The sequence below is a fragment of the Pectobacterium aroidearum genome, assembly GCF_015689195.1.
Classification (GTDB): domain Bacteria; phylum Pseudomonadota; class Gammaproteobacteria; order Enterobacterales; family Enterobacteriaceae; genus Pectobacterium; species Pectobacterium aroidearum.
Genome location: NZ_CP065044.1, coordinates 2,469,900 through 2,483,313 on the forward strand (window position 1 = coordinate 2,469,900; position 13,414 = coordinate 2,483,313).

The 13,414-nt window shown below is 50.3% G+C and carries 14 protein-coding genes; 3 read left to right on the top strand and 11 right to left on the bottom strand.

All coding sequences use genetic code 11. From position 1 onward, the window contains the following. The first annotated feature begins 97 nt into the window (after window positions 1-97). Both bioD and I2D83_RS11100 read left to right on the top strand, forming a co-directional pair. Window positions 98-763: a dethiobiotin synthase gene (gene bioD / locus I2D83_RS11095; protein WP_015840279.1), complete on the top strand. Its 666-nt coding sequence runs from the start codon at window positions 98-100 to the stop codon at window positions 761-763. Window positions 764-865: 102 nt separating this feature from the next. Further along, entirely contained in the window at window positions 866-2,353 is a 1,488-nt protein-coding gene (locus tag I2D83_RS11100) for an MDR family MFS transporter (RefSeq protein WP_180776804.1), read from the top strand. A gap of 63 nt (window positions 2,354-2,416) precedes the next feature. On the opposite strand, the gene I2D83_RS11105 is transcribed toward I2D83_RS11100, so the two are convergent. The 10 genes from I2D83_RS11105 to I2D83_RS11150 form a co-directional block, all read right to left on the bottom strand. Next, complete coding sequence (locus I2D83_RS11105) at window positions 2,417-2,716, bottom strand: DUF1161 domain-containing protein (protein WP_181828530.1); 300 nt, start codon at window positions 2,714-2,716, stop codon at window positions 2,417-2,419. A gap of 103 nt (window positions 2,717-2,819) precedes the next feature. Then, window positions 2,820-3,437 (bottom strand): hypothetical protein, encoded by a 618-nt coding sequence (locus tag I2D83_RS11110; RefSeq protein ID WP_205948101.1) that lies wholly within the window; start codon window positions 3,435-3,437, stop codon window positions 2,820-2,822. A 157-nt stretch (window positions 3,438-3,594) separates the two neighbouring features. Beyond that, complete coding sequence (locus I2D83_RS11115; RefSeq protein WP_180776801.1) at window positions 3,595-3,945, bottom strand: DUF1283 family protein; 351 nt, start codon at window positions 3,943-3,945, stop codon at window positions 3,595-3,597. A gap of 272 nt (window positions 3,946-4,217) precedes the next feature. After that, window positions 4,218-4,967 (bottom strand): bifunctional NADP-dependent 3-hydroxy acid dehydrogenase/3-hydroxypropionate dehydrogenase YdfG, encoded by a 750-nt coding sequence (ydfG, locus tag I2D83_RS11120; protein ID WP_015840284.1) that lies wholly within the window; start codon window positions 4,965-4,967, stop codon window positions 4,218-4,220. 208 nt (window positions 4,968-5,175) lie between these two features. Then, the gene (locus I2D83_RS11125) at window positions 5,176-6,180 is read right to left on the bottom strand and encodes a pyridoxal phosphate-dependent aminotransferase (RefSeq protein WP_241007300.1); all 1,005 of its coding nucleotides are present in this window, start codon (window positions 6,178-6,180) and stop codon (window positions 5,176-5,178) included. A 56-nt stretch (window positions 6,181-6,236) separates the two neighbouring features. Then, window positions 6,237-7,454: a glycosyltransferase family protein gene (locus tag I2D83_RS11130; protein WP_180776799.1), complete on the bottom strand. Its 1,218-nt coding sequence runs from the start codon at window positions 7,452-7,454 to the stop codon at window positions 6,237-6,239. A 30-nt stretch (window positions 7,455-7,484) separates the two neighbouring features. Further along, window positions 7,485-8,309 carry a mannosyl-3-phosphoglycerate phosphatase-related protein gene (locus I2D83_RS11135; RefSeq protein WP_205948102.1) on the bottom strand — a complete coding sequence of 275 codons (825 nt, stop codon included), beginning with the start codon at window positions 8,307-8,309 and terminating at the stop codon, window positions 7,485-7,487. Between the two features lie 348 nt (window positions 8,310-8,657). Beyond that, window positions 8,658-8,918 (bottom strand): hypothetical protein, encoded by a 261-nt coding sequence (locus I2D83_RS11140; protein ID WP_015840288.1) that lies wholly within the window; start codon window positions 8,916-8,918, stop codon window positions 8,658-8,660. Window positions 8,919-8,984: 66 nt separating this feature from the next. Continuing rightward, window positions 8,985-10,823, bottom strand: a complete 1,839-nt coding sequence (locus tag I2D83_RS11145) for an AAA family ATPase (RefSeq protein WP_181846759.1) — start codon at window positions 10,821-10,823, stop codon at window positions 8,985-8,987. 28 nt (window positions 10,824-10,851) lie between these two features. Further along, window positions 10,852-11,769 carry a coiled-coil domain-containing protein gene (locus tag I2D83_RS11150; protein ID WP_205948103.1) on the bottom strand — a complete coding sequence of 306 codons (918 nt, stop codon included), beginning with the start codon at window positions 11,767-11,769 and terminating at the stop codon, window positions 10,852-10,854. A 225-nt stretch (window positions 11,770-11,994) separates the two neighbouring features. On the opposite strand from I2D83_RS11150, the gene pptA reads away from it, so the two are divergent. After that, window positions 11,995-12,225, top strand: coding sequence for a tautomerase PptA (gene pptA, locus I2D83_RS11155; protein ID WP_015840291.1), 231 nt, complete (start codon window positions 11,995-11,997; stop codon window positions 12,223-12,225). A 21-nt stretch (window positions 12,226-12,246) separates the two neighbouring features. On the opposite strand, the gene yddG is transcribed toward pptA, so the two are convergent. Beyond that, entirely contained in the window at window positions 12,247-13,158 is a 912-nt protein-coding gene (gene yddG, locus I2D83_RS11160) for an aromatic amino acid DMT transporter YddG (RefSeq protein ID WP_205948104.1), read from the bottom strand. Window positions 13,159-13,414: the final 256 nt, after the last annotated feature.

Below are 13,414 nucleotides of genomic sequence, written 5' to 3' on the forward strand. Positions count from 1 at the left end.
GCAAACCGCCCGAATGAGGCATAGCCTAGACTTTCACGCTTGGAAAGCATTTTAGCTGTGCTTGTTTTTTGGTATTCAGGTGGTCTGGAGTTATCCCATGTTGAAACGTATTTTTGTCACTGGTACTGATACCGCCGTTGGCAAAACAGTGGTATCCAAGGCGCTACTGCAAAAACTAGCGCTGGCAGGCAAATCGGTTGCGGGCTACAAACCGATAGCGAAAGGGTGCGAAGAGACGGAAGCGGGCCTGCGTAATAAAGATGCACTGCTGCTACAGGCGGCTTCCACACTGGAATTGCCCTATAACATGGTTAACCCCATCGCTCTGCGAGAGGATGAAATCAGCGCCAGTGAAGGAACGATTGATTACTGCACGATGACGCAGGGTCTGCGCCACATGAGCGAGGCAGCGGATATTGTGGTGGTCGAAGGCACGGGCGGATGGCGAACCGTCATGAACGATCTGCGTCCGTATTCCGAATGGGTCGTACAGGAACAACTGCCCGTTGTGCTGGTTGTTGGCATCAAACTGGGCTGTATCAGCCATGCGTTGCTGACGGCGCAGGCAATCATCAACGATGGTTTGCCGCTGGTTGGCTGGGTCGCTAACCGTATTAACCCCGGTCTGGCGAATTACGCCGAAATCATTCACGTTCTGCGGAAAAAAATTCCGGCACCACAACTGGGCGAGCTACCTTACTTACCGCGTGCCGAACAGCGGGATCTCTCGCCTTATATCGATCTTTCTGCCGTCAGCAATTAATTTCTGTCGTCTTCTATTCCCGCTGCTCTGCGGGAATAAATTTTCTCCGCCACATCACCTGTTATACTCACAGGCAGTTTTTCTTCTTATCCTGAAAATATAATGAAAACAGAGAATAACCAGAAACAAACGCCTGTCCCACATCGCCACTGGATTTTGATTGCCTGTATGCTGGCCATGTTTACGGCGGCGATTGAAGTGACGATTGTCGCCACGGCGCTGCCCACCATCATCGCGGATTTAGGCGGATTCTCCCTATTAGGATGGGTTTTTGCGGGTTATTTGCTGACACAATCAATCAGCATTCCGATTTATGGCCGCCTTGCCGATCTCTATGGCCGCAAAAAGATTTTCTTCTTCGGCATGATGGTATTCCTGCTGGGATCGGTTCTGTGCGGATTTTCGACACAGATGGGCTGGCTGATAGTCTTCCGTACCTTGCAAGGGTTGGGCGCAGGCGCGATAACCCCGATTGCATTCACCATTGTTGCCGATGTATACAGCTCGACCGAACGCCCGAAAATACAGGGTTATCTGTCCAGCGTGTGGGGCGTTTCCGCGATTATCGGCCCGCTGTTGGGCGCGTTTATCGTCCAACACTTCAACTGGGCACTGGTTTTCTGGGTCAATGTGCCGATTGGACTGTTTTCCATCTTCCTGCTGGCTCGTTACCTGCCGACGATCAACGCCGTGCGCCAGCACCAGTTGGACTGGGTGGGGGCGTTCTATCTGGTTGTGTCCGTCGCCAGCCTGCTGATGGCACTGCTACAGGCTGAGGTGTTTGGCTACTGGGTAATCCCGCTGCTTGCGATTTCTGCGGTGGGTTGCATCCTGCTGGTCCGACAGGAAAAACGCACGGCAGAGCCGCTGTTCCCGCTGGCACTCTGGCGCAATCGGGTCATTATCGCCGGTAATCTCGGAGGATTAGTCGTCGGTGCTGCGATGATGGGCGTGAGCGCTTTTCTGCCGACGTTTATTCAGGGTGTGATGGGTAAAACGCCGCTGGAAGCAGGCAGTATCTTGGCGATGATGTCGATTGGCTGGCCGCTGGCCAGTACGCTGAGCGGACGCTTAATGCTGTGGACGTCTTATCGCTTTACGGCAATGCTCGGCGGTATCGTGCTGATTATCGGCAGTCTGACGCTGTTAACCGTTCAACCAGACAGCAATCTCATGTGGGCGCGGCTAGCGGCATTTCTGATCGGTTCGGGAATGGGGCTGAGCAGCACCACGTTTCTGGTATCGATACAAAACTCGGTGGATTACTCTATCCGCGGCATTGCGACGGCTTCCGCCATGTTTACCCGCATGCTGGGTTCCGCGTTGGGAACCGCAATTCTTGGCGCCACGCTGAACATCAATCTACACTGGCGATTGCCGGACGTGAGCGATCCACTCCAGACGCTCATGGATCCGGCCAAGCGTATCCTACTGAGCGTCAACCAGCTCGATACGCTGGCCTCGCAAGTCGCCTCGTCAATTCACGGCGTATTTATCGTTTCCGCACTCATCGCTGCTATCACACTGCTTTCCGCCAGAATGATCCCCGCAAGCCAGCGACCGGGGCAGGTTGAAACCAGAGAGAAATAACGGCAAAAGAAAAGGCGCGAAAGCGCCTTTTGAACATGTATTTTGAACATCCAGAGGAAGAGATTACGGTGTTGTGGTCGGCTGGCCTTCTGCGGGTGCAGATGCATTTCCCGTATTAGCGTCGCCTTCAGCATGACGAGTGTAAACAATCTTGTGCGAATCGTTTTCGCAGTGACCCACCACCAGACCACCGGCTTGATTTACCTGATCGTTCGGGACAATATCCAGCGTAAAACCGGATTCTGGCACGCCATTGGCGATGATTTTCTGGGCAATATCTGCTTTCACGCTCTCGCAAGATGCCAGTGCAGCCAACGGAGCGACCAGGAATAACGCGGTACCCAAAATGACGGTTTTTTTCATCTTTTGATCCTTTTCTCTGAAAAAAGTCTCTTTGAGTATATCAAACGATGAAAATAACGCGAAAAAGCCGCGGAATTAGACCATCAATGATGGCCCAAACCGATTAAACACAGGGCCCGGTGGCGCAGCCGTACATCATAAACAGCGGGAAAAGGACGACAGCCGGAATCATGAGAGGAGCAAGCAGTACCTCTTTGCCAGAGTTATCGCTGCTATTGATGACGACGGGAATAGGCTGCGGCAGACGCCCATTTTGGGTCGGGCTGACCAGTGAGCCTTCTTTCTTACTGAATGTGCCGCTTGCGCTAAAGGTGACTTCACCTTTTCCCATTGTCGTGGGAATGTTCGCCGCGAAGAGTTCGCGTAAATCGACTTTCTGCTCTTTGGTCAATCGGCGAGTATCAATCACGTTTTTATACTTCGCGTAGACCTGACCATTTCGGAGAGAAAAATCGACCCTCACGCCAAGGATAATGTCTTTGTAATCACGATAAAACGCGTAATAGTCCTGATACTCTTTTTGTGCTCTGGCGTCGGAGAATTTATAAACGTAGGTATCGGACTCAGCAACAATCGTTCCGTTGTTATTGGTGATAGTCGTGATGTTGTCCGTCTCCGGGTACGAGCTTGCGCACGAGCTGGCCAGTAGGCACATGATGAGCACGCCCCACAGTTTGATGTGAAAAGCGCGTGAAAATAATCGTGCTAAATCCATATTCATCCTGATGCACTCCATTTTCTGGATAAACCCCATGTTGCAACGTTATAGAACGATAATCGTTGAATTGAAAGGGAATGTCATCTTTTGAGAGTAAGGGAATGTGCCGTAATACGAAGGGAAAAGGGGAAAACCCACGCCAGAAGGCGTGGGTGAAGAATCAAGGGGTAACCGGGCGACCAGTACGACGATCGAGGCAACGATCGGTCGTGTTTTCCCAGTAAGCATTGACGTTGTAGCTGGCGTTGCATTTTTCACGCCCATCAATGGCTTTTTCCGTTTTATCGAATTCTTTCTCAACGCGGCTATTCACTTTATTACGCAGTGAGCGGGTTGAGTCCCATTGCTCTTTACTTTGACGCGCCGCTTCTTTCGACAAGGTGCTGTCGCCGGAGTCGACAATGATATGGCGCGTATCTGCCAGAGCGGCAGGCTGCCAGGCAGCGGAAACGATAACCAGAGAAAGCGGGATGAAGGCCCGAATCAAAGAAGAAAAAGAGTAGTGGTTCATGTTTCACCTTGACAGAACAAATGATAAAAACAAACGCCGATGCCGCAAAACGATAAAGCGCACGGCAAGCGATAGACAACAAAAGGCGACCGGCGTTCCCTGTAACCTTCGCGCGTCGTGCAAAACGAAAGGTTGCCTATAACAAGAAGTATACATCCTTCGCTTCAACGGCACTATAACCACGCAGTATCTGGCAAACGTCTGACGTGTGAAGCTATAGAAAAGGGCATGAAACCGTGTTCATGCCCTTAATACTGGTGTGCCGAAAATTATTAACCTTCGCGGTGTACGCTTAATCCAGCAAAAGACTGGCTGACTGGCATCATTTCCAGCGTGTTGATGTTGACGTGCGCTGGCAGGGTGGCCACCCAGAAAACGGCTTCAGACACATCTTCAGCTGTCAGCGGCGTAGTGTTGTCGTAGGTTTTACTGACTTTTTCATCATTGCCTTTGAAGCGCACCGCAGAGAACTCGGTTCCACCGACCAGACCTGGTTCGATATTCGTTACGCGAATTCGAGTGCCAGACAGATCAGCACGCAATCCCAGGCTAAACTGCTGCACGAACGCCTTGCTGGCGCCGTAAACGTTACCGCCTGCGTATGGCCAGTTTCCGGCGGTAGAGCCGATGTTAATGACGTGACCGATATTACGTTCCACCATCGCTGGCAGCAGCGCGCGCGTCATGAACACCAGCCCTTTGTTATTGGTATCGATCATATTTTCCCAATCGTCTACCGACGCTTTATGCGCAGGTTCCAGACCCAGCGCCAGTCCGGCGTTGTTCACCAGCACATCAATCGCCCGCCATTCAGCCGGCAGGGCGGCAACGGCTTGTTCAATCGCCTGACGATCGCGTACGTCCAGTTTTACCGTATACAGCGCATCGCCCAGTTCTGCCTTCAGCGCATCCAGACGTTCCTGACGGCGGCCCGTCGCAATCACTTTATGGCCTGCACTAATAAATTTACGCGTAATTGACTCACCAAACCCAGCCGTTGCACCGGTAACAAAAATAATCATGCTCTTATTTCTCCCTGACCGTTTTCATATTCTGCTTGTGCCTGATATCAATATAAATAATGAAAGGCATGAGGTCATTTAGCCGCGCAATTCCCCGCGGGTCAAGCGTTACTCAGGTTTCAACGGTATGGTTCAGGAATAATCACCCCTCAGAAAGAGGGGCGGATGTCTTACCCTTTCGGTGCGACAAGAGCGGTATAACGGAGAATTAAATCCAGTTCTTGTTACGGAATTCGCGCATGGTATCGGCTACCCATTGCATTTCCTGCGGTGTTCCTAATGAGATACGGCACCAGTTATCCGCAGGAGGGAACGCGCGACCAATCAGTACGCCTGCATCTGCCATATGCTTTTGGTAATCCTTAAGCGGCACGACCAACTGGTGGAAAACAAAGTTTCCTTCTGACGGTAAGTAAGGCAGTTTCAGGTCATCCAGCGCCTTCAGCAGGATTTGGCGCGACACATCATTACTCTTTTTGCTGTAGGTAATGAACGCCGAGTCGTCCAGAGATGCCAATGCCGCATCCACGCCGCTAAAGTTAATTTTCTCACCTGCAACATACCGACCCATTAACGCGATGACTTTAGGATGTGCAACGGCATAGCCAACGCGCATACCGGCCATTGCATGTATTTTAGAGAACGTTTTGAGCAAAATAATGTTCTCCGCGCCCTGGGTAATCATCGGCGAAATAGAACGAAAACGCGGATCGTTGACGAACTCGGCGTAGGCTTCATCGACGATAAACATCGTATTGGCAGGTTTGCTGGCAATCCACGGTTCAATTAAATCCGCCGGCGTAATCGTGCCCGTGGGGTTATTGGGATTGACCAGATAAACGATGGAAGGGCCGCTATAACCGGCAACCGCGGCTTTTAACCCTTCAATATCGAATGCCCAGTTATCGAGCATCTTGACTTTCGTTACCTTGATTCCGGCAATTTTGGCGAAGTGCTCGCCATCGCCGTAGGTTAATTCAGGAATAACCAGTTGTGCATCCAGCGACGCGTAGGCTTCAATCGCCGCCCGGATGCCTTCAGACGATCCGGCCGTCAACAAGACGGAAGACGCTTCAACCTGATGGTGTGCGGCCAACTTATTGCCAAGCATTAAGATTTCATCCTTTGCATAGCGATTGGCTTTCACGACAGCGTCACGTGCGGCGGCTTGTGCCTTCGGTGACATACCCAGTGGATGTAAGGGATCCATCATGACGCATAAAATGATGCATCATGATGCGCTTGCCCTATGAGGTCGCGAGGAAGGCGTTATGTTTCCTGATTGTCGGCTTCTACCGCAGCGTACAGTCGTTCTAGGATATCGGGAAAAGCCGACTGCACGCGGTTCCAGCTAGGGACAAAGGGTTTATCGCCCGGGCTATCACTATAAACATGGCCAGCATGGGTGATCACATCAGAGAAGAGCTCCACCGCGGATTCCTCTTTATGACGATCGAAACTCAGGCCGTTCATGCGCGCGTCATGTTCGAAAGCATCGATCATATCAAGAGCGGTACGATAGTAGGTCGCCCGCAGGACGCGGAAAGAATCCGAGGTGATATTCACGCCGAGAATCGCCAGCTTGCGATACAGCGCTTTGGTGATATCCGCTGCCATGCGCTGTAACCCTGCGTTCGGGTCGTCTTCAGACATCGGCTGATGTTTATGGTCGTAGCGATCCGCGATATCTACCTGACAAATACGCCGGGTAGCGGTGCCGCGATGAATTTCTGACAGCACGCCAATTTCCAGCCCCCAATCACTCGGAATACGCAGGTTGTTCAGAATGGTGGTGCGCATCGCAAACTCGCCAGAAAGCGGATAGCGATAACTGCGCATGTAATCCAGATAGTCGGAATTGCCATAAACCTTTTGCAGCGATTTCAGTAACGGATAAACCAGCAGGCGTCCCACACGGCCATTCAGTTTTCCTTCAGCGACGCGGGCGTAATAGCCTTTGCAGAAATCATAATTAAAGTGCGGATTCGCTACGGGATAGAGCAGGCGAGCCAGCATCGCCCGATCATACGTGACAATGTCACAGTCATGCAGGGCAACACAGGCTGAACGGCGCGATGCCAACGTATAGCCGACGCAAAACCAGACATTGCGGCCTTTACCGGGCTCCTGCGGTGCCAGCGATTTCTCTGCCAGTTCATCGCTGAGCGCTTTCAGGCGTGGGCCATCGTTCCACAGAATACGGTGCCGGTGTGGCAGGCGAGAGAAAAACTGTCGTGCGTAAAGAAATTGCTCCCGATCGGCGCGATCCAACCCAATCACAATTTCGCCAAGGTAAGAAACCTGAGAGAGCTGGTCGATAATGTGGCTTAGCGCAGGACCTTCCAGCTCAGAATACAGCGAGGGCAGAATCAACCCCATGCTGCTTTGTCCGGAAAATACCTGAAGTTCATACTCCAGCTCTTCCGTCTTTCTCTGGGTGAGATTGTGAAAATTGGTAATGATGCCATCTTGATAAAATTCGCTCATCACGTGCTCCCATACCATCTTGCGGCTGTTTTATGCCGAGAAATGACCCTTGCCGATAAAATGTGCCAGTCCTTCACTCCAGCCCTGAGGCCCTGGCGCTTGCGTGTAATAGTGCTTTCCGCTATGCGATTCCGGCAGGGTAACAATATGATTTCCCTTACCTTTAATTAATACGGCGTAGTCCATCGCGCATAACAGGGATACATCGTTCGGGCCATCTCCCAGACCAAGCGTTTTGATATCAGTACCGTACTTCTTGATATACTGTGTTTTTATCCAGTTAACCATGAATCCCTTACTCGTTTGGGTGCTCATGACGTGATAGAAGCGCCCCCCTTGTGTCAGAGCCAGACCGGCCTCTGCCAGTAACTGACTGAAACGCGGTAGCGCAGTGGGCTCATCCAGCCACACCAGCGGTTCAGATCCTTCACGCTGTTGCGCTCGTTGGGCATCTTGCTCGTTTAACCCTGTCACTTCTGCTATCTCCGCGCTGCTCATATCGCCAAAGCCTTTGAAGCGAAAACCGGACGTGCGCAACTGCGCTAACTGAGTACGGATGACGGAATATTCCACGCAGCTCCTCTTGCGTGGGTAATCGGGATGCGTTTGCCATGTCGGAGGGAGTACGGCAATAGCGCCGTTTTCCGCAATATAGGGATAATGATCCAGCCCGAGCGCCTGCCGTAAGGGGGCAACTTCGGCCGCCGTTTTACTGGTGGTGATAATCAGTGGAATTGCCTCGTTTGCCAGTCGCGTCAGCCACGGCTGCGCGGCGTCCCACCGATAAGTCTCATGATCGAGCAACGATCCGTCGAGATCGCTGAAAATAATCAGCTTCGTGTTACACGTTTGCATGGGTTCTCCATGTTTTATCGTGGATAAACTGGGTGTCACGATGGACGATTAACGTTAGTCAGAAAGGGCGCGTGTTTGTCAGTGAGGTGTTGTATTCGTGGTGGCAATGACTGTGATCACCATCACATTTTAAGCGTAGGCGACGATTTGTATCTTCACCAATAACATAATGATCTCGCTACTTTCCTGTTCGCGATGAAAACGAGCGGACGCTGCTTTTATCCTGAAACGTTTTACGCCAGTCGGTCGGGCTAACGCTAAAACGCTATTTGAACGGCTAACTGAAATACCTGCCTCAGGATGAGGCAGGTATAAGGGCAATGGTTTTGCATCTTCACATTCGCCTAACTACCAACCCTGAATACCCATTTGTTGGGCGGCAGCATGAATCGCATTGTAATGAGCCTGCGTCATTTCCGACTGAAGATTAGGTTTGCCTCTATCTGCAGTACGAAATTCATCTCGTGAGCCTCTCAACAGACTCTGCCCGTGGCCATCGGGAGAGCCTGTACCTTGCGTGTGTTTTTCGTGTGAAGCTCGCGCCGAATTACTTCCCGCAGCGATGAGGATCGCGCGAGCCCGGTTGTAGTCATTATCGCTAATTGCCATTGATGAACTCCTTCATATTGATATAGATACCGTGTGGACGTACCGTTATCTATCCACTCGGTTGATTTACGCTTTCGACTGTATGCGATCGCGATACCGGTTTAGTTCTTCCAGTTTGGCCGATGCGGCCTGCTTACGTTTGAAGGCGATGTCCTCGATCTGGCTTGCCGAGGTAGTGAGATAGGATTTCAGTTCATCACCCGTCAGGTACGTGCCGCTCAATTTATTCAGCTTGCTCCAACCGTCTTTAAAGTTATCCACAAACTTGGCTGACACGATGCCAACGGCCTGCCATTCAGCCGTTTGAGTGATGAAGAAATCATTTGTGTTCCGTTTGATGCGCTTAGTGAAACTTTTCGTCGGTTGATTCCGATCGAGCGCTTTCTGGAGCAGATCTGACTGCTCGGTCGAACTGTCTACGACGCTCTGCATGAAATTCGCAAACGTTTTGAAGAAAAAAGAGATTTCGACAATAATTTCACGCATCCGCTTCAGCGCTTTGAGGCTCAGTCCCAGAGACTGGATCGCCAGTTGAATGGTTTCTTCTTCGGTTCGTTGTCCCTTTAGCAGGGCGTTGATTTTTACCAGCTCTGCCGCTTGGGTACGTTTCTCTTTTTCATAAGCCTCGACCTTTTCCAGCATTTTCATCTGCATGTCGCGGAGACCCGTCGCCTGTTTTTCTTGTTTCTCTGCCATTTTCCCCATGTTATCGCCAAGGGATTCCAGCGCGGCATTTAAGGCTTTCAGCGCGGTTTCTGCCGCCGAAATCTTGCTGACCTTTTCTTTGATTTCTGCACTGTTGTCTTTGATTCTATTATCGAGAGATTCCAGCTGTACCGCTTTCGCGTCTGCATCGATCTGTGCGTCCTCTTCAATTTTTTCCTTTTCGGCCGTCAGCTCCTGATTCTTCTTCTCCAGCTCAGCTTTTTCACGCTCAGCGGTCGTTTTTTCGGTACGTTTGTCAGCAATTTTTCCCTTAGTTTCTATCGCCTTCGCTGTTGTGTCGTTCTCTTCTGTCGCAGTTTCCGCATTGATCAACTGCCGTGCCGTAGAGTTGACTGAGGCGGCAACCAGCGATGCGCCTCCCGTGGCGACCCCTGTGATGCCAGCGGTAATTGCCGGAACCATGGATGAAATCATCTGTGCGCCGACGCTCACGATAGACATGATAAAAGCGCGGTCCTCGGCCGTTTCTGCTTGCGATTTATATTCGTTCGCCATTTTTTCATACTTGGCGATATCGTTTTGCAGGTCTTGTACCAGGCTGTCCAGTTTTTCGCGTTGTGCGTTGTTCTCAGCAATTTCTTTTTCTATCTTTTCCTTATTTTTCAAACGCGTAGATAGCGCCAGCTCTCCCTGCTGTGTCGTCTTGGTGGTATCGTCAATAATGCTATCGTAGGTATTCGCGATCTTTGTCAAATCGGCACTGACCCGCTCAGCCCGTTTCTTGATTTCTTTGGCCAGATCCACTAAATCCTCGCCAATGAAATCTTGCAGGTCCTGAGGATCATTGCTGTCACGGGCCTCCGTCCAGTCACTGAACAGGGTGCGTAATAATTTGAGAATCCGTTCAGCATCCGTCGACGCGCCGCGCATTTTCTGTTCGCTTTCCTGCTGAGCCGCAATCAGGCGACTCATCAACTTATCAATTTCAACCCTGATCTTTCCTTCTTCCTGGGGCGTTGTGTTGTAGGCGATATAAAGCAAATCGATAGCGTTATCGGTGTCTTCCTTGGATCGGGAAACGTCATAGGTGCCCTCAATCCTCCTGATGTAATCCTCAACCAGAGGGTGGTTAACATCAGGCAACGCCACATTATTACTGTCCAGAATTTCCTCGACTTGGGCATCAATACGTTTATTGACATCGAACTCGATACTGATGATTTTATTTTCAGCAGCCATGTTTCTCTCCTCAGATTCAGCAAAAAGGTTAGTTTGTGCAGATACGCTCGCCATCCGGAAGTTGCAGGCCGTTTATGTCGAGCAATTCTTGAGACTTAAGCAGTAAAACATTCAACGATTCAGATTCTTGGTGCAGGCGATTCACAATAAACCGCCGGTCTGAGGCCGGGTCGAGACCGTTAAGTTCCGCAATAGAGTCGGTAAACCTGGCGAGTAGGGTGGCGTTATCCTGTTTGAGTTTTCTGATCTCGGTCAGTGACGCCTTGATTACACTGATCTTGTTTTCGACTGTCGCAATATCAGTCCTGTTTTGCTCAGTCCTCATCAGGCTTTCCTTTAACCGTGTTTCAGCCTGACTTTTTTTGTCGGAGGCATTCTTTAAATATTCTCTGGATGCTCTGACTTTTATGTCGAGTTGCTGTCTTTCGTTATCTAGATTTCTTAGATCACTGTTCAGGCCAGAAATCTCGGCATAAAGCTCACATCCGATATAAGTAAAGGGGCTCAAAATGTCGTCAAAAAAGGAGCCCGTTGGTCTTTTGCAAGAATCAAGCTCGCTCTCTTTTTTCCTGATTTGATTTTTGACATGTGACATGCGTTGTTCTAAGCCATTCTTTTGCTCTAACTCCTTATCTAACGCCTCTGAAAACGCCTTAACTTCAGATTCTGCACTCGTCAACTCAGCAACCAGTTGCTGTTCCTGACGGTGCAGTTCACCAGCCGTTTCCTCTAACCGATGACTATTCGCCTCAAGCTCAGTATCTTTGTCGGCGTAGCACTGTCCTTTAGCGACCAGCGCTGTATCAATACGCTGTGCGTTGGCAATCTGCGCATTGAATGCTTCAATTTCGGATGGCGTCAGCGTTTGAGTTGCCGCTGACAGAGAAAGGGATGTAGCAAAAAATATGGTGAGAAAAGCAGCCCAAAGATAGTTCAAACACCGCATGTTGGATTCTCCCTATTAATGTTACCCGTGAGGGGCCGTCATTCTACGGGCTACGGTAACAATAGGGCGCAATGCTGCCTATACGGCATTTAGCCGGTGGTTTGGCGAATGTCGTACGCGTTGGAGGTAATATCTGAGAACATGATGTTATTTGTGCGCGGTGCCGTCTTCATACACAATGACTAGCTTATCAACGTGCTGTTGCATCACTGAAAAGGACTACCTATGCCACATATTGATGTCAAACACTTCCCAAGAAACCTGTCTGAAGAAGAGAAGAAAGTCATTGCTGAAGATCTTGCTGCGGTTCTGAAGAAGCACTTCGGTTCTTCTGACGATTCGCTTTCTGTCGCGTTCAACGAAATTCAGCCCGATCGCTGGAAGGATGAGGTTTACGATCCGATCATCAAACCGCATTTGGATACGTTGGCGAAAAAACCGGGATACTCATATTAATTCGCCCCGCATCCTGACATGTTAGTTTGCCTGCTCCGAGACTTTTTTTAATGTAGCGGAGCGGGTTGACCACCAACACAGTAGCGATCCCAGACTAACCATCGCCGCGCCTTGCCAAAAGGCAACGGTTAACGTCGAGTTAAGAATAAATGCCGCAAGCGCTGCGGAAATGACGGGAATGAAATAAGATGCTGTCGCCAGAACGGTGACGTTGCCGTGAAGAATACCCACGTTCCACGCGGCGTAACCAAAAGCCATGGCGCCGGCGGCAAGAAACAGGCTGATGATAACGGGCGTGCGGATAATAAACGCGGGTTGAGGAGCAAGCAGATAGTTAACCCACAGCGTTAACGCCGTTAGTATAAAGAAGAGGGTAATACCGTTCGCACCATTAGCGATTTTCTTGGTCACCGCGCAGTAAATTGCCCAGATAATCGCGCCACCAAAAGCCAGCCCATAACTTAATGGATTGCTATACAGGTTAGCAATAATGCTGCTTAAGGATAATCCTTCATCACCGCCTAATACCCAGCCAATCCCCGTGATAGCCAGTAATATACCGGGGATAATCACCAGGCTGGTTTTTTGCCGATTGACCAATACGGATAACAAGATTGTCAGGCTGGGCCAGAGGTAGTTAACCATGCCGACTTCTATTGCCTGAGTGCTGTTGTTGGCATAGCCAAGAGATAAGGAGAGACACAGTTCGTAGCAGACAAACAGAACGCTGCCGATGATGAGATAAGACCTCGGGAAGGTGTTAATTTTAGGAAAGCCCACCGTAATGAATAACATCACCGAGCTTAACGTATAGACCATCGCCGCGCCGCCAGCCGCGCCGAATCCTTCACTCACACTCCGAATTAGCCCGACGATAGTGCTCCAAAGCACGACCGCGATTAACCCGATTAGCGTTGCTTTTTGTGATGTCATTTATTCATCTATCCCAGAATTTCTATTTATTCCGTAGCCACGGCATCAGGCGCTTGCGAAATAATACGGCCAGAAAACCCAATATGATGAAGTATGAGACGGTATGGGTTCAACTACTCTGATGAGAAACATCGTGTCATCACGCATCCCTGTTTGACGGTGGGCAATAAAAAACATCGGGAGCGTTTTCAACGTTGTGCAGCAACGGCCTGTAGGGGGCGAGCAGGAAGCTCATCATAAAAAAGCCGATAACCTG

Bases quoted from the DNA above. Each gene is read 5' to 3' on its own strand.
- I2D83_RS11115 (WP_180776801.1), bottom strand. From the start codon at position 3,945: ATGAACCACTACTCTTTTTCTTCTTTGATTCGGGCCTTCATCCCGCTT.
- bioD (WP_015840279.1), top strand. From the start codon at position 98: ATGTTGAAACGTATTTTTGTCACTGGTACTGATACCGCCGTTGGCAAA.
- I2D83_RS11130 (WP_180776799.1), bottom strand. From the start codon at position 7,454: ATGAGCGAATTTTATCAAGATGGCATCATTACCAATTTTCACAATCTC.
- I2D83_RS11110 (WP_205948101.1), bottom strand. From the start codon at position 3,437: ATGAATATGGATTTAGCACGATTATTTTCACGCGCTTTTCACATCAAA.
- I2D83_RS11135 (WP_205948102.1), bottom strand. From the start codon at position 8,309: ATGCAAACGTGTAACACGAAGCTGATTATTTTCAGCGATCTCGACGGA.
- I2D83_RS11145 (WP_181846759.1), bottom strand. From the start codon at position 10,823: ATGGCTGCTGAAAATAAAATCATCAGTATCGAGTTCGATGTCAATAAA.
- pptA (WP_015840291.1), top strand. From the start codon at position 11,995: ATGCCACATATTGATGTCAAACACTTCCCAAGAAACCTGTCTGAAGAA.
- I2D83_RS11105 (WP_181828530.1), bottom strand. From the start codon at position 2,716: ATGAAAAAAACCGTCATTTTGGGTACCGCGTTATTCCTGGTCGCTCCG.
- I2D83_RS11150 (WP_205948103.1), bottom strand. From the start codon at position 11,769: ATGCGGTGTTTGAACTATCTTTGGGCTGCTTTTCTCACCATATTTTTT.
- I2D83_RS11100 (WP_180776804.1), top strand. From the start codon at position 866: ATGAAAACAGAGAATAACCAGAAACAAACGCCTGTCCCACATCGCCAC.
- yddG (WP_205948104.1), bottom strand. From the start codon at position 13,158: ATGACATCACAAAAAGCAACGCTAATCGGGTTAATCGCGGTCGTGCTT.
- I2D83_RS11125 (WP_241007300.1), bottom strand. From the start codon at position 6,180: ATGATGGATCCCTTACATCCACTGGGTATGTCACCGAAGGCACAAGCC.
- ydfG (WP_015840284.1), bottom strand. From the start codon at position 4,967: ATGATTATTTTTGTTACCGGTGCAACGGCTGGGTTTGGTGAGTCAATT.
- I2D83_RS11140 (WP_015840288.1), bottom strand. From the start codon at position 8,918: ATGGCAATTAGCGATAATGACTACAACCGGGCTCGCGCGATCCTCATC.